This window comes from Vibrio splendidus, assembly GCF_001557875.1.
In the GTDB taxonomy this organism is placed as follows: Bacteria; Pseudomonadota; Gammaproteobacteria; order Enterobacterales; family Vibrionaceae; genus Vibrio; species Vibrio splendidus_F.
The window spans coordinates 458,105-473,601 of record NZ_LNRF01000001.1 but is presented as its reverse complement, the minus strand read 5'-3'; the positions used below and the strand labels follow the sequence as shown (position 1 = coordinate 473,601).

14 protein-coding genes are annotated in these 15,497 nt (G+C 45.4%); 11 read left to right on the top strand and 3 right to left on the bottom strand.

What is annotated here, in order from left to right; genetic code table 11:
* Positions 1–38: 38 nt before the first annotated feature.
* The 9 genes from ATB74_RS02060 (at position 39) to ATB74_RS02020 (ending at position 9,873) form a co-directional block, all read left to right on the top strand.
* Entirely contained in the window at positions 39–551 is a 513-nt protein-coding gene (locus tag ATB74_RS02060; RefSeq protein ID WP_048609952.1) for a TRAP transporter small permease, read from the top strand.
* Positions 552–566: 15 nt separating this feature from the next.
* Positions 567–1,874, top strand: coding sequence for a TRAP transporter large permease (locus ATB74_RS02055; RefSeq protein WP_048609953.1), 1,308 nt, complete (start codon positions 567–569; stop codon positions 1,872–1,874).
* A 96-nt stretch (positions 1,875–1,970) separates the two neighbouring features.
* Positions 1,971–3,434 carry a fructuronate reductase gene (locus ATB74_RS02050; RefSeq protein ID WP_061016194.1) on the top strand — a complete coding sequence of 488 codons (1,464 nt, stop codon included), beginning with the start codon at positions 1,971–1,973 and terminating at the stop codon, positions 3,432–3,434.
* Positions 3,435–3,446: 12 nt separating this feature from the next.
* Positions 3,447–4,859, top strand: coding sequence for a glucuronate isomerase (gene uxaC, locus ATB74_RS02045; RefSeq protein ID WP_061016192.1), 1,413 nt, complete (start codon positions 3,447–3,449; stop codon positions 4,857–4,859).
* A gap of 3 nt (positions 4,860–4,862) precedes the next feature.
* Positions 4,863–5,840: a sugar kinase gene (locus ATB74_RS02040; RefSeq protein WP_061016190.1), complete on the top strand. Its 978-nt coding sequence runs from the start codon at positions 4,863–4,865 to the stop codon at positions 5,838–5,840.
* Positions 5,841–5,849: 9 nt separating this feature from the next.
* Positions 5,850–6,476, top strand: coding sequence for a bifunctional 4-hydroxy-2-oxoglutarate aldolase/2-dehydro-3-deoxy-phosphogluconate aldolase (locus ATB74_RS02035; RefSeq protein WP_060980716.1), 627 nt, complete (start codon positions 5,850–5,852; stop codon positions 6,474–6,476).
* Between the two features lie 130 nt (positions 6,477–6,606).
* Positions 6,607–7,110, top strand: coding sequence for a YgjV family protein (locus tag ATB74_RS23610; RefSeq protein WP_017057788.1), 504 nt, complete (start codon positions 6,607–6,609; stop codon positions 7,108–7,110).
* 269 nt (positions 7,111–7,379) lie between these two features.
* Positions 7,380–9,428 (top strand): glycoside hydrolase family 3 protein, encoded by a 2,049-nt coding sequence (locus ATB74_RS02025; RefSeq protein ID WP_061016189.1) that lies wholly within the window; start codon positions 7,380–7,382, stop codon positions 9,426–9,428.
* A 64-nt stretch (positions 9,429–9,492) separates the two neighbouring features.
* On the top strand, positions 9,493–9,873 hold the full coding sequence (locus tag ATB74_RS02020; protein ID WP_017057786.1) for a hypothetical protein: 381 nt from the start codon (positions 9,493–9,495) through the stop codon (positions 9,871–9,873).
* A gap of 108 nt (positions 9,874–9,981) precedes the next feature.
* On the opposite strand, the gene ATB74_RS02015 is transcribed toward ATB74_RS02020, so the two are convergent.
* Complete coding sequence (locus ATB74_RS02015; protein WP_061016187.1) at positions 9,982–11,436, bottom strand: glutathione synthase; 1,455 nt, start codon at positions 11,434–11,436, stop codon at positions 9,982–9,984.
* A 117-nt stretch (positions 11,437–11,553) separates the two neighbouring features.
* Entirely contained in the window at positions 11,554–12,501 is a 948-nt protein-coding gene (locus ATB74_RS02010) for a LysR family transcriptional regulator (RefSeq protein WP_061016185.1), read from the bottom strand.
* 126 nt (positions 12,502–12,627) lie between these two features.
* Between ATB74_RS02010 and add the strand changes: the two genes are divergently transcribed.
* Both add and ATB74_RS02000 read left to right on the top strand, forming a co-directional pair.
* A complete protein-coding gene (add, locus tag ATB74_RS02005; protein WP_061016183.1) occupies positions 12,628–13,626 on the top strand; it encodes an adenosine deaminase in 999 nt (332 codons plus the stop codon).
* Between the two features lie 309 nt (positions 13,627–13,935).
* A complete protein-coding gene (locus ATB74_RS02000; protein ID WP_061016181.1) occupies positions 13,936–14,520 on the top strand; it encodes a sugar O-acetyltransferase in 585 nt (194 codons plus the stop codon).
* 121 nt (positions 14,521–14,641) lie between these two features.
* On the opposite strand, the gene ATB74_RS01995 is transcribed toward ATB74_RS02000, so the two are convergent.
* Positions 14,642–15,475, bottom strand: a complete 834-nt coding sequence (locus ATB74_RS01995) for a hypothetical protein (protein WP_061016179.1) — start codon at positions 15,473–15,475, stop codon at positions 14,642–14,644.
* Positions 15,476–15,497 lie beyond the last annotated feature (22 nt).

The window sequence follows — 15,497 nt, the reverse complement described above, 5'->3', positions numbered from 1 at the left end:
TGTTATGAGATACGCAATTTTGTTGAAAGGAAATAAACATGAATAAATTGGTCAGTTACATAAATAGAGGGTTGGCCGCCTTTACAGTGTCTCTATCGTCTTTCTTAGTACTGTGTGTGATATGGCAGGTCTTATCCCGCTATGTTATTGGCAAACCAAGTACTGTTACCGACGAGCTCGCGCGTTATCTCTTTATGTGGGTAGCCTTAATTGGTGCTGCTTACACTACGGGTCTGAAACGCCACCTTGCCATCGACCTGCTTACGATGAAGCTGACTGGCAAACGCAAATTAATCAACGAAATCGTTATCCAAATAGCCATCGCTTCTTTCTCTTATATCGTTCTGGTACACGGTGGAAGCCAACTTGCTGCTAAAACGCTTGCGATGGGACAGCTGACTCCCGCTCTAGGTTTAGAAATGGGCTACATCTACTTCTGCTTACCGATTAGTGGCGCTTTGATGATTTTTTACTCCGTCGTATTTACCTACGAACGCGTTAAACAATTAATGTCAGGTGACGATTTGATCACCGACTCACAACTTGATTGATAGAAGGATTTCACAATGGAATGGCAAGTAATACTGACCTTATTCGGTAGTTTCGCTGTACTGCTTACAATCGGTGTACCGGTCTCTTTTGCGATTGGTTTATCGTCACTGGCAACCATCTTGATGAGCTTACCGCTTGAGCCTGCAATCGCTGTAGTTGCTCAACGTATGGCCGCTGGCCTTGATAACTTTGCTCTACTGGCAATCCCGTTCTTCATTTTGGCGGGCAACATCATGAACCAAGGCGGCATAGCACTGCGTTTGATCAACTTTGCAAAAGTGTTGGGTGGCCGTCTACCGGGTTCATTGGCACACGTAAACGTGATGGCAAACATGATGTTTGGTTCTATCTCAGGCTCAGCGGTTGCATCGGCGGCTGCAGTTGGTGGCACCATGTCTCCTCTGCAAAAGAAAGATGGCTACGACGAAAACTTCTCTGCTGCGGTAAACATTACTTCGTGCCCTACTGGTCTATTGATTCCGCCAAGTAACACGCTGATCGTTTTCTCATTGGTTTCTGGTGGTACTTCAATTGCGGCTCTGTTCTTAGCAGGCTATATCCCAGGTATCTTGATGGGATTAAGTATCATGATTGTGGCGGGTATCATCGCGAAACGTCGCGGTTACCCAGTGGCAGCGCGTCCTTCATTATCAATGGTTTGGGATACCTTCCTAAAAGCGGCACCTTCTTTAGCACTGATCGGCATCATCATGGGCGGCATCATTGGCGGTATCTTTACTGCAACTGAGGCTTCCGCAATTGCTGTGGTATACACGTTTGTTTTAGCTGTGCTTGTCTACCGTGAAGTGAAATGGGGTGATATTCCAAAGATCATCCTTGAGTCTGCAGTAACAACATCTATCGTTCTATTACTGGTTGGCGCATCAATGGGTATGTCTTGGGCAATGGCGAACGCCGATGTGCCTTACATGATTGCTGATGCATTACTGGCGGTTTCTGATAACCCGCTAATGATTCTGTTGATCATCAACATCATCCTGCTGATTGTGGGTATCTTCATGGATATGACACCAGCGGTACTGATCTTCACACCAATCTTCTTACCAATCGCGCTAGACCTAGGCATCGACCCTGTGCACTTCGGCATCATGATGACTTTCAACCTTGCTATCGGTATCTGTACGCCGCCAGTGGGTAGTGCTCTGTTCATTGGTTGTTCGGTTGCCAACATTGCCATCGACAAAGTCATCAAACCTTTGCTGCCATTCTATGCAGCACTGATTGCAGCCCTAATGGCCGTTACTTTTATCCCTGAGCTGAGCTTGTTCCTACCTGAATTGGTACTGGGCTACGGTTCGTAATTTGGTCACAGATAGATTCTAAGACTGCTAAACACTCAAACGCTTTATCAAATAATAAAATCCCGCTGGTTCGCTGGCGGGAAAAGGAACTGAATAATGAAGACTGTTGCTAACTCTACGCTGCCAAACACTGTATTACGACCTTACTACGACCGTTCAGCACTCCAAAGCCGTATCGTGCACCTTGGCTTCGGTGCATTTCACCGAGCACACCAAGCGCTGTTCACCAATGAAATGCTCAGCAAAACCAACACTGATTGGGGCATTTGTGAGATAAACCTATTCGGCGGCGAAGACCTAATTGAATCACTTCGCGCGCAAGACCACCTTTACACCGTAGCTGAAAAAGGCGCTGAATCCACAGACGTTAAAGTGATCGGCTCAGTGACAGAGTCTCTTCATCCAAGCTTAGACGGCATCAAAACCGTATTAGAAAAAATGGCAGAGCCTCAAGTCGCTATCGTGTCTATGACCATCACAGAAAAAGGCTACTGCGCTGACCCTGCGACCGGAAAACTCGACAAAAATAACCCATTAGTCATCGCAGACCTAGCTAACCCAACTCAACCAAAATCTGCGCTTGGCTATATTGTCCAAGCCCTAAAAATTCGCCGCGAACGTGGCTTAACACCATTCACGGTGATGTCTTGCGACAACGTGCAAGAGAACGGTCATGTAGCAAAAGCAGCGATCATTGAGTTTGCTCAACTGCTTGACCCAGAATTACGTGATTGGATTGAAACTAATGTCACCTTCCCATGCACCATGGTTGACCGCATCGTACCTGCAGCAACAGAAGAAACACTGACAGAAATTGCAGAACTGCTTGGTTGTGAAGACCCATGTGGTATCGCCTGTGAACCCTTCCGCCAATGGGTGATTGAAGATAACTTTGTGGCAGGTCGTCCAGATTGGAATGTCGCTGGCGCAGAGTTCGTCGAAGATGTAGTGCCTTACGAAGAGATGAAGCTGCGCATGCTCAATGGCAGTCACTCTTTCCTTGCTTACCTTGGATACCTTGGTGGCTACGACCATATTTCCGACACCATGACAGATACAGGCTACCGAAAAGCCGCTTTTGACATGATGATGAAATCACAAGCGCCGTCGTTAACGATGCCTGAAGGGACTGATTTAGAAGGTTACGCAAGCTTGCTGATCAACCGTTTCACTAACCCAAGCTTGAAGCATAAGACCTGGCAGATTGCGATGGATGGCAGCCAGAAGATCCCTCAACGTATGGGTGGCAGCTTACGATTCCATTTAGAGCAAGGCTCAGATTTCTCGTGGCTTGCAACCGCTATCGCTGGCTGGATGCGTTATGTATCTGGCGTTGACGAGCAAGGCAATGAGATTGATGTTCGCGATCCAATGGCAGATACACTTCGTCAGATCTGCGACCAGCATGGACTCAATGTTTCTGTGGTTCCCGCATTGCTTGCGGTTGAGGCGATTTTCCCTGCTGAGCTAGGCCAAAACCCGCAGGTCATTGATGTAGTAAGTTCAGCGTACCAATCACTAATTGAACACGGTGCTGTTGCGACCGTGGCTGCGTTATAAGGAGTACAAACAATGAAGAATTTCTTATGTGAAGACTTTTTACTGTCGAATGAGACTGCACGCCGTTTGTACCATGAACACGCAAGCCACCAGCCGATTTATGACTATCACTGCCACCTAAACCCGGCAGAAGTGGCTCAAGACCGTCAGTTCGAAAATATGTCTAAGATTTGGCTTGAAGGTGACCACTATAAATGGCGTGGCATGCGTTCAGCAGGAATTGACGAGCGTCTGATCACCGGAGATGCAAGCGATTATGATAAGTTCATGGCGTGGGCTAAAACTGTCCCTCAAACCTTAGGTAACCCTCTTTACCACTGGACGCACTTAGAGCTACGTCGCCCATTTGGTATTACTGGCACTCTATTTGGCCCAGAGACAGCCGACCAAATTTGGCATGAAGGCAACGAGCTATTAGCGACACCGGAATTTAGTGCTCGCGGCATCATGCAACAAATGAACGTTGTGATGGCAGGTACGACAGACGATCCGATTGATTCTCTTGAACACCATAAAGCGATCGCTCAAGACAGTTCATTTGATGTGAAAGTTCTACCGAGCTGGCGCCCAGATAAAGCGTTCAAAATTGAGCTTGATGGCTTTGCTGATTACCTGCAAAAGTTAAGTATGGTTGCTGACATTGAGATCACTCGCTTTCATCATCTACTAAGTGCTTTAGACAGCCGCTTAGCGCATTTCAACGACCATGGTTGCCGTGCAGCAGACCACGGTATTGAAGTGGTTCGCTACGCACCTATTCCATCGGAATCAGATTTAGATTCCCTCTTAGCTCGACGCCGCAATGGCGAAACGCTCACAGAACTAGAATGTGCACAGTTTTCAACAGCGGTTCAAGTGTGGTTAGGCAAGCGTTACGCCGCAATGGGTTGGGTAATGCAGCTTCACATTGGTGCTCAACGCAATAACAACACGCGTATGTTCCAACTGTTAGGCGCAGATGCAGGGTTTGATTCGATTAGCGATAAGACGTTTGCATTCGAATTGGCTCACCTGTTAGACGAGATGGATCAAAGCAACGAGTTGCCTCGCACCATCCTTTACTGCTTAAACCCTCGCGATAACGAGATGATGGCCACCATGATTGGTAACTTCCAAGGCGGCGGCATCGCGGGCAAAGTTCAGTTCGGTTCTGGTTGGTGGTTCAACGATCAGAAAGACGGCATGCAACGCCAAATGGAGCAGTTATCTCAACTTGGCCTGCTTAGCCAGTTTGTCGGCATGCTGACCGATTCTCGCAGCTTCCTTTCTTACACTCGTCACGAATATTTCCGCCGTATCTTATGTGACATGGTTGGCCGCTGGGCTGAAAATGGTGAAGTACCAAATGATATGTCACTGCTTGGTCCAATGATTGAAGGCATCTGTTTTGGTAATGCTAAGCGTTACTTTGAAGAGAGGGCATAACTGATGAAACATATCGCCATTATTGGTGAATGTATGATTGAGCTGAACGGAAAACCGTTTGGCTCAATGCATCAAACATTCGGTGGCGACACACTGAATGCCGCGATTTATCTAAGTCGTGGCTGTGAAGCCAATGTAAACCTTGGGGACGTTAAAGTCTCTTATGTCACTGCTCTTGGTACCGACCCAATTAGTACAGGTATGCTGTCTCGCTGGCAAGATGAGGGTGTTGCGACGGATTTAGTGCTGCTCGATGAAACTCGCACACCCGGCTTATACCTAATCCAACTTGATGACCAAGGTGAGCGTACATTCTTGTACTGGCGCAACCAATCTGCAGCGCGATACCTGCTTCAACATCCAAGTTTCGCACAGATCAAGCAAGCATTAACTCAAGTAGACGTGGTTTTCTTAAGTGGCATTACCTTAGCTATTTTACCGGAAGAAGATCGTATCTCGTTGCTCAATCTGTTAGTCGAACTCAAAACACAAGGGGTTGAAGTCGCTTTTGATAGTAACTTCCGCCCAGCGCTATGGCCACAAGACAACAATCAGACCGTCAAAAACATTTACCAAGCCATGTATCAACTCACTGATGTTGCACTGGTAACGTTTGATGATGAACAGCTGATTTGGGGTGACAGCTCCCCAGAACAAACAATAAACCGCCTGAAGACATTAGGCGTAAACAAGTGCATCATAAAATTAGGCGCTGACGGCTGTCTAATTCAAGATTCCACGAATCAGGGTTCAGGTACGGTTTTGGCTCCACAATCCGTGCCAACCCAACCTGTCGCACAAGTGGTGGACACCACCTCCGCTGGAGATTCATTTAATGGTGGCTTCTTATCGGCATACCTTGTAGGCGCAGATTTAGCGACCGCATGCCAAAGAGGCAACGCAATGGCTGGCGCGGTGATTCAACATCGCGGCGCTATTATTCCAAAAGCATTCACACAACCGGCGCTTGGCGTCGCTTAAGGACCACACATGTCTAGTATTAAAGAACAACTAAAAGCACTGAAAGTCATTCCTGTTATCGCTATCGATAAGGCAGAAGACATCATCCCTCTAGGTAAAGTTTTAGCCGAAAATGGCCTACCAGCGGCAGAAATCACTTTCCGCTCTGAAGCTGCTGTAGAAGCAATTCGTCTACTTCGTGAATCGCAACCAAACATGTTGATCGGCGCTGGTACCGTACTAAACCGTGAGCAAGCTATCGCTGCAAAAGAAGCAGGCGCAACGTTTGTAGTATCTCCTGGCTTTAATCCAAATACTGTCCGAGCATGTCAGGAGATTGGTATTGATATCATTCCTGGGGTCAACAACCCGAGTACAGTAGAAGCCGCTCTAGAAATGGGCTTAACCACATTGAAGTTCTTCCCAGCAGAAGCATCAGGTGGCATCAACATGGTTAAGTCACTTCTTGCGCCTTACACGGATATTGAGATCATGCCGACAGGTGGCATTAACCCAAACAACATCAAAGACTACCTAGCGATACCTCGAGTGCTCGCATGTGGTGGTACTTGGATGGTGGATAAGAAGCTAATTGAAGAAGGTAATTGGGAACAGCTGGCTCATTTAACTCGTGAAGCCGTTAAGTTGGTCAATTAAACCTAATGCAACAACACCTTTAACGTTATATCTAGCCCTCCTTTTGGAGGGTTATTTTATGGTTGAGCATTATTCTCTCAAAATTAATCGTTGTTCGCGTTCTATAGCATCTTAGAAATAAAGGCTAAATATGGAAAACTGGATAACACAAGGAGTTGGCGGCCTGGCTTTTTGTATCGGTGTAATGGCCTTTTGGCAAAAAGATGATATGCGTTTTCGCTACCAGATGATGATCTTTTGTTTTGTTATGAGTATCCATTTCATATTAATGGGTGCCATAGTAGCCGCCATAGGTGTAATTATTAATGCGATTCGCAGTTACGTATCGATAAAAACTCAATCGCGCAAAGTGATGTGGTTCTTTATTGGCTTGATGTGGTGCATGACTTTGCCCAACATGAACCATTTCTTTGAGTTTATTACGGTTGTTGGTTCATCCGTTGCGACATGGGCACTCTTTTCAAGACAAGGCATCGCCTTGAGGTCCTTGATCTTATTCAATTCCTTCTGTTGGGCCAGCCATAACATTTGGATTGGTTCGATTGGCGGCTCCTTTGTCGAAATCACCTTTATTGTCACCAACATGGTCACTATCTATCGTTTACATCAGCGCAGATTGTTAACTATAAAATAGGCAATATATTTTTTATTCTAAATTTAAAATATGGAAGTAACACACCACTAATTAAACGAAAGATTAATTGGATATCAAATGAATAACTCTAACTAAGTTTACGTTATTTAAACGTCGTCAATATATTTCCAAGACTAAATTGAATTAAATCACCAATTAAATTTATATGGTGATCCAAATCTTTAGTTTGCTTTATTTTGGTTAACCAATAATCCGTTAATTATTAAAATTGGTCATGTACTTATTATACTAACAATAGGATCGTGACCATGAAGCGTCTTACCCTGACACCTATAGCAATCGCGTTGCTTCTTGCAGGATGCAACTCATCTGATAGCGACAATAACCTCCAGCAACCCCAAGTTCACTCTCGTGTTCATGATGTATTGAACGTTGAGGGTTACCAATTCCGAGATTCTAACGGCAATGGAAAACTGGAACCCTTTGAAGACTGGCGATTATCTCCAGAAGAACGAGCAGCAGACTTGGTTAGCCGAATGACGCTAGATGAGAAAGCCGGCATGATGCTCATTGACACCTTAAATTCAGCGGAGGGTGGGCTTGTTAGCAGTGCCGGGCAAGACATGATTGCCGATGCCCAAATGACGCGCTTTATCTTCCGTAACAGCGTAGTTGAAACCCCAACTAACACACCTGATTGTGATGCTGGCCGTTCAGGCTGTCAGATAACCCCAACAGAAGCGGCCCAGTTCATGAATAGTGTTCAAGAACTGCGTGAACAAACTCGAATGGGTATCCCCGCTCTATTCAAATCCAATGCTCGTAACCACATAGACCCATCAGCTAAAGCAGGGATCAACGTTTCTTCAGGTGCCTTTTCTGCTTGGCCTAAAGAGGCAGGTTTAGCAGCCACTCGGGACATGGATTTGATCACTGAATTTGCTGGCATCATGAATGACGAATGGTCTTCAATCGGCCTGCGCAGTATGTACGGATACATGATGGATTTGGCGACAGAGCCTCGTTGGTACCGAGTACACGAAACCTTTACCGAAGATGCCGATTTAGCGTCTGACATTATGCGTTCACTGATCAAAGGCTTGCAGGATGGCGGTGAGGTCAACGAAGACAGTATTGCGCTAACCATCAAACACTTCCCTGGCGGCGGCCCACAAGAAAACGGCGGTGACCCACACTATGACTTTGGTAAAAACCAAGTCTACCCAAAGAACAATTTTGATTACCACCTAAAACCGTTTATTGCCGCGATTGAGGCTGGCGCTTCATCAATCATGCCTTACTACGGCATCCCTGTAGATCAAAAGTGGATGCCAAACGATGTTGGCATGTCCTTCTCAAAAGGCATTGTTACTGACCTTCTCAGAGACGAATTGGGCTACACAGGTAACGTGAACTCAGATACCGGCATTATTGGCGATCGTGCATGGGGTGTGGAACACAAAACGATTGATGAGCAGGTTGCCATGGCGGTCGAAGCTGGAGTCGATGTTCTTTCAGGTTTCCATGATAAAGAAGTCATCGTGAAACTCGTGGAAAAAGATCTGATCACCGAAGAGCGTGTAGACCTATCAGTCACACGCTTACTTGAAGAACAATTCAAGCTTGGCCTTTTCGAAAACACTTACGTTGATGAGAAAAAAGCCCAAGAGATTTTAGGCAACGATAAGTACCAAGAACGCGCTGATTACGCACAGAAAAAGTCTGTCATCTTACTTCAAAATACCAATAAGACTTTACCTTTAGCTGAATCAACCGCACAAAATCCTGTTGCTCTGTATGTCATGGGAATGGACGAAAACATTGCAGGAGACGACAAGTACAACTTTACCGTGACGTCTGGAGATTACGAAGCGGGAGAAACGCGTCCACCAGTACCAGCCGATACGGACTATGCGGTTATTCGTGTTCGCGTATCTAACGAAGGCTCAGATCCTGATCTTATCTTTGGTGGCGCGAACCCAGATGAACTCGATATTCTTGCGTTCAGTGAAATGGCTACAGCTGCATCTTGGCATATTGAACCAAGCCTAAGCGACATTAAAGCCGTTATGAACGAAGTGGGCGCTGACAAAACGGTATTGTCCATCAACTTTAGACAACCCTTCGTGCTAGACGATCAAAGTAATCTTAAGCAAGCCGGTGCCGTGATCGCCACATTTGGTGTCTCGGACAGCAACCTAATGGAAGTACTTTCAGGCAACTTTGCTCCTCAAGGAAAACTGCCATTTGCTTTAGCGAACAGTGCCCAAGCCATTCAAAACCAAGACTCAGACTACCCTGGGTATGATCAAGCCGACACCCTTTACCCGTTCGGACATGGTTTAAGTTACGAATAATATTTGAGCTAATTCAGGCAGTGTTGAGCACTGCCTTTCCTTCTTAGATACCAAGGACAAAGTCATGGAACATATCTTACAACTGGGTTGGGATGATCACGCTATTCCACATAAAATCTGGATAGAACAATACTACGATGGGTGTCGTATCTGCTTGAAAGTCGTAAAGGACGTTGAGCCAGAAATGCTCTCATTGATTGTTCCAAATATTGATGTGCAAACCACTCATAAAGCGTGGCAAGGTAAAGCGACGAACATTACACCGGCCTATGATGACGGCGTGTTATTCACGCAAACTCGCTCGCTATTCAATTTGCCTCACGGCTGCGTGATCTGGGCGGTAACACATATCCAGATGCAAAACGGCTTAAAGATGTCGGCAGACAAATTGTGCTTCGTACCAAAATACAGCAATCAAGATTCTTGTTTTAAGGTTCCAGCGTAACGCAACGACAAGCTGAGTCACTTATCCAACTTGGCGCTAACCTGTAAAGAATCATAAAAAAGGCCAGCGTATAAACGTTGGCCTTCTGTCTGTCATCAGAATTAAGCACTAATCAATCAACACCAGCGAATCGAGAATCCCTTTTCCACTGTGGATTCCACCTTCATTTTCGCTAGCGGGTTTGCTGCGGATTAAGTAGCCCGCGTAGCCGCCAAGCTCTGTTACTGGTTCACCTTGGTAGTAAGCGGTGAACAAACCCACTTCGCTGACTAAGTCTGTCACGAGCGTTTGTTGGGTATCACGCACTGCAATAGTCGGCACGTCACGTTCGTGTGGGTATAAGCGCTGCATCAGTGCCCATGCGTCGTACTCTTCTGGCTTAAGTTGACTCAGTTGCTGGCTTATATCGTCACCAAAAACACAGTGGCCACCTCCCTCACCTTGGTTTTTCAACACCCACTCTTGCTTATTAGCTTGCGTGTTAAACCACTCTATCGATTCACTGGTGATTGGCTTCATACCGGCTAATACACTCTTGACCAGTTCGGCTTCTTGTAACGTTAAACCCCAGCGTGCGTATTCTGTTGCTGGCATCATGGTCAGCAGCATTTGCATGGTTTTACTGGTCGCTAACTGTTGGCTGATGGTCGCGTTCATTGCGACATGGTGTTGTTCCATAAATAAGCGAGTCTGACTTAGCGTGTGGCAACAAACCGATTCGTTGAGTTCTGGAGCCCAGTAATCTGAATACTGATAGCCAGCTCTTAGATACACCACATCGACCGCGCCAACATCTTGCAGCAACAAACGTTGGTTATCTCCTGTTGAAAGCTGACAGCTCAACTGTTCAAAAGTACGACGCACCGTGCGAATGCCTTGCTTTTGCAGTTCAACTTCGAGCAAATGTTGGTCATATACGTTGTCTTCGTTCTTCTGCACCACCATCAAGAAAACTGGTTTATCTTGCTCATTAAAATCGGTTTTCACTTGCCTTGCAGCATTAGCGATACCATAAGCCAACTGCGTTAAGCCTTGGTTTTCCGCCGGTGTTGCTGACAATTCTTCCAACCAATTGTTATAAACGTTTGGCCACTGATTTTGCATGAACGCATGAAATTCCGTTGCGCGTTGACCAAAAGGCGCCATTCCTGCAGCAATGCCATTAAACTCAATCACTTTTGCACCGTGTTGGCGGTCATCCATGAAATCAGTACGCATCAACAACAAAGGTTGTCGAGCTGGATTCAAGCGCTCATCGGCACTGCCATGGGCCTGTTGATGAAGCTCCATCAAGCGACCAAAAAACGGATCGGCTTTAGCCATATCGCTCAATGATGACTGTAAAAAGTCATGGTCTTCCGAGACATTGTTGATGAGCTTGGTGATAAGCGGCGTCACCTTCAACAGGTGTTCAAAAACCTCACGCTCAATACTCATTGGAGCAAGGCTAAAAGGGCAATGTCTCGCGGTATTGTCAGACTGACGAAAAGCGACACCGTGCATAATGGCCCACTCACAAGCATCTTCAATTACTTGCTGCGGAATCAATGGCATTGAATTCATTTAGATATCTCATTCTTGGCGGGCATTTGGCACCCGTAGTAAGACGATGCTCATTCTAAAAAGACGAAATAAATTTCAAAAAGTTATTTCACCGTTTTGCTCATCGTTGCTTGAAGTTTACAGCTGAGGTTCTTGAGTCTTATTAACAATGAGGTCGCGGAGCCATTTGTGGCTTGGTTCAGATTCAAAGTAACGATGCCAAAGCAAAAACAAACCACCGGGAACCAACTCAATGGGAATAGGCTTCATCACCAGCTCGCCACTCTCAATATAGTCACGAACCGAGTTGTACGGATAACACATCAGCAAATCGCTTTGTTTACACAGCTTTACTGCGCTGGTGATGTCTGACACGTTGGCGGCTTTGTTAATTTGAAGCTGTTTGGCTTGCAAGATCTCCAGAAGCAACCAGTCGCCAACGCCACCAGTGACTAACTGAATATGACGGTATTTAAGGAAGGCTTGTAGGTTCCAATCTTCTTGAAGCACCGGGTGATCATTACGCATCAAACACACAGAGTAATCTTGCAACAATTCGACATGGTTTAGCTCAGCAGGGATATTTTGAATGTGAGTACTCGCTCTTTCATCGAGCTCAAAAATTCCAATCCCAAAATCGACCTCACGCTTTAGTAGGCGCTTGAAGGTTTCGCTACTCCAAGTAGTGCTGTTTACCGTAATGTTCGGCGCATCTGCCAACGCGTTAGGCATAAATTTAGGATAGATCGCGGTATAAGCTGTTTCAACAAGATCGATATTAAAAGTGCGCTCGCTGTCTTTCGGCTCAAAAATGTCCGGCACAGTTAGCTGTTCAACTTGCAGAAGGATCTGATGAATCTTAGGCGCTAAAGAGGTGGCTTTCGGGGTTGGAAACAGACCTTTTGACTCGCGTTCAAACAAAGGGTCATCAAACAAAGAGCGTAGCTTGGTGAGTTGTTTACTCACCGCAGACTGGCTAAGGAACAATCGCTCTGCCGTTTTGCTCACGCTGCGCTCTTCAAGCAACACGTGTAAACACAGCAGTAAATTCATATCACATTTGAGTAAGCTCTTAACATCTACCATGATATTCCTTAGATTCAGATTAATGATGACTTTATGTCACTTTAAATCATATCACAAACTTGTTAATTTAAGCCCATGTAACCTATGAGTTAATAACTCAAAAAATAATAGACCTAAGGAATACTCATGAACTTTCTAGCACTCCCTAAGATTGATCTGCACTGCCACCTAGACGGAAGCGTTCGTCCAGACACCATTATTGATCTGGCGAAACAGTACGGAATCGAACTTCCAGAAGACCGTGAAGCGGTAGTTAAGTCTCTAACAGTGCCTGAAGATTGCAAAAACCTTGATGAGTACCTAGCTTGCTTTAGCCTGCCGCTGCAAGTGATGCAAACGGAAGAAGCGATCGAACGTATATCTTTTGAGCTTTACGAAGACGCTGCACTAGAGAACGTTAAATACCTTGAAGTTCGTTTTGCACCGATTCTTCACGTAAACAAGGGCTTGTCTCTTGATGCGATCATCGCAAGTGCGGTTAAAGGCATGAAGCGTGCAGAAGAGAAATACGACATCAAGGGCAACTACATCATGTCTGTACTGCGTATGTTCCCTAAAGACTCGATCAAAGACGTGATCGACGCCGGCCAACCTTACCTAGGTAAAGGCGTGGTTGCATTTGATATCGCTGGCGGTGAAAAGCCTGGCTTCTGCGCTGAATTCCCGGAGTACACGCAATACGCGATCGAAAAAGGCTACCGTGTGACGGTTCACGCAGGTGAGCAATGGCATGGTCAGAACGTTTACGATGCCGTAACACTGCTTGATGCTGAACGTATCGGCCACGGTGTTCACATCCAAGGTAACGAAGACGCATACAACATCGTTAAAGAGAAGCAAGTTGCGCTTGAAACTTGCCCAACAAGTAACGTGCAAACTAAGTGTATTCACAAATTCAGCGACCACCCAATTGCTGAATTCAAGAAAGACGGCATCGTTGTAACGATCAACACAGACAACCGCACTGTGTCGAACACAACCATGACTAACGAAGTGAAGCGTGTATGTGAAACCTTCGGCCTAACACAAGAAGATTACGCAGAGATCTACAAGTACTCTGTAGAAAGCGCTTTTGCTTCAGACGAAGTGAAACAGCACTTGATGGGTTTCGTTAAGCAAATCTAATTTAAGCAATCTTGATTGCTAAGTAGAAAAACAGGAAGAGAAAGGCTGAGGCTTTTCTCTTTTTTTATGCCCGAAAATCGCTAATCTTGCAGTATTCGTCATTTATACCAATCACAATAAGTAAGTGCTCATAAATAGCGCAGGAAAAAGGCTTAAGAACAAGGCGGCTCTATTCTACAAAGAGTTTCGATAAGTAGTTATTCTACAATCAAAATTTCTAACGCAGTTATTGAGCGTTTTAACCAGCTAGGATGACCAGTTATTTACTACGATTGGTATTAAACCGAGACTCTCGGAGAGTGGGCAAGCATGAGTAATACAAACGTTAAAACTGAACTAGAAAAGATGCTATCTGGGCAAGTATATAATGGTGCAGACCAAGAAATTGAAACCATGCGTTCCAATGCCAGAAAGTCGCTAATGGCTTTCAACAGCCACCAAGACCCAGACCAGCAACACACATTGCAAGAGCAGCTATTTGGTAAGGTTGGTAGCAGCAGCTTAATCCAGCCCCCTTTTCATTGTGAGTTTGGTAAAACAATCGAGATTGGTGACGACACCTTCATCAACATGAATGTGGTGATGCTTGACGGCTCCAACATCAAAATTGGCAACAATGTATTGGTGGGACCAAGTGTCCAGTTTTACACTGCCTCTCACTCACTGAACCACCTCAGTCGTCGCAAGTGGGAAACTTTCTGTCTACCTATCGCAATCGAAGATGATGTCTGGATTGGTGGAAACTCGGTGATTAACCAAGGCGTGACCATTGGTGCTCGCTCTGTGATCGCAGCCAACTCTGTGGTCAACAGTGATGTACCACCAGGTTGCTTGTACGGCGGCACACCAGCAAAGCTGATTCGACACTTGAATGCCGAACAAGCCCACGACTAAAAAAGCAAGTTGCGTATCCAAATCTAAAAACAAAAAGAGCCATGTTTCAATAACATGGCTCTTAATCTAATAAACAGCGTTGTTCTATCGTACGGTTAACTTTCTACACAGTTAATCTCACTCACTGCTCTGAGGCCTGCAATGGGCTCCGTTCTAAAGCCTTCTCATACTCGCTTTGTGGTGAGCTAAGATAGGTATTTTTCACGAAATCCTTCCACCCTGAAAATAGCGACTCTATCGGCTCATTCGTTATTCCAGATACATCACCGTTACTCTTTATGAGCTTGATAAAAGCCTCCTCCCCCCAAGAACGCTCGATAAACTCACCGATGGTATAACCGACTTCATAGATTGTTGAACCACCATTAGGGTTGATATATAACTCTTGAACAAGCCCATCAAAACGGGCTTTGATGGCATTCCTGTTATTCATGTGGAACCAATAATCTTCAGATTTATAGATAGCCACCGCTTCCCACAACCAACGAGGGTTATTCGCAAAATTGGGGTTGATTTGAAGTGTCAGTAAGTGCACAAACTCATGCAATGCTATTCGTTGGATTTCACCACCAAAATAAAGCAGCCTGATTTCATTACTTTTAGGCTCGATGTAGCCTGTAGAAAACGCATATCGCTGTCCAATGCTACGCTCTTGCTCATCTAAATAGGCCTTTTGGCTTTGCCATACTCTCACTGTTATGACCGGTATTGAGTCCAGGCCGAAGCTCTTCATCAAAGGAGCCTGCTTGAGTAATAGCTCGTTGTGAATACTTGGAATTATCGCAGGTGAAGTTCCATCGTAAAGGACAAACTTAAACTGTCCTTTATCTGATTCATAGCAACTATCACATGTTTGTTCACCGCGAATTTGAAGCACGAAAGCCACGACTAAAACCAGCACCGACATAGTCAAAAACAAGAATGTAACGATAGACTTAGGTGGGTATCTTTTCATTTTCTACATCCTCAAATTTAAC

Excerpts from the sequence above, each read along its gene's own strand:
- ATB74_RS02040 (WP_061016190.1), top strand. The coding sequence starts at position 4,863 with ATGAAACATATCGCCATTATTGGTGAATGTATGATTGAGCTGAACGGA.
- ATB74_RS02025 (WP_061016189.1), top strand. The coding sequence starts at position 7,380 with ATGAAGCGTCTTACCCTGACACCTATAGCAATCGCGTTGCTTCTTGCA.
- ATB74_RS02055 (WP_048609953.1), top strand. The coding sequence starts at position 567 with ATGGAATGGCAAGTAATACTGACCTTATTCGGTAGTTTCGCTGTACTG.
- ATB74_RS02020 (WP_017057786.1), top strand. The coding sequence starts at position 9,493 with ATGGAACATATCTTACAACTGGGTTGGGATGATCACGCTATTCCACAT.
- uxaC (WP_061016192.1), top strand. The coding sequence starts at position 3,447 with ATGAAGAATTTCTTATGTGAAGACTTTTTACTGTCGAATGAGACTGCA.
- ATB74_RS23610 (WP_017057788.1), top strand. The coding sequence starts at position 6,607 with ATGGAAAACTGGATAACACAAGGAGTTGGCGGCCTGGCTTTTTGTATC.
- ATB74_RS02015 (WP_061016187.1), bottom strand. The coding sequence starts at position 11,436 with ATGAATTCAATGCCATTGATTCCGCAGCAAGTAATTGAAGATGCTTGT.
- ATB74_RS02060 (WP_048609952.1), top strand. The coding sequence starts at position 39 with ATGAATAAATTGGTCAGTTACATAAATAGAGGGTTGGCCGCCTTTACA.
- ATB74_RS01995 (WP_061016179.1), bottom strand. The coding sequence starts at position 15,475 with ATGAAAAGATACCCACCTAAGTCTATCGTTACATTCTTGTTTTTGACT.
- ATB74_RS02035 (WP_060980716.1), top strand. The coding sequence starts at position 5,850 with ATGTCTAGTATTAAAGAACAACTAAAAGCACTGAAAGTCATTCCTGTT.
- ATB74_RS02050 (WP_061016194.1), top strand. The coding sequence starts at position 1,971 with ATGAAGACTGTTGCTAACTCTACGCTGCCAAACACTGTATTACGACCT.
- ATB74_RS02000 (WP_061016181.1), top strand. The coding sequence starts at position 13,936 with ATGAGTAATACAAACGTTAAAACTGAACTAGAAAAGATGCTATCTGGG.
- ATB74_RS02010 (WP_061016185.1), bottom strand. The coding sequence starts at position 12,501 with ATGGTAGATGTTAAGAGCTTACTCAAATGTGATATGAATTTACTGCTG.
- add (WP_061016183.1), top strand. The coding sequence starts at position 12,628 with ATGAACTTTCTAGCACTCCCTAAGATTGATCTGCACTGCCACCTAGAC.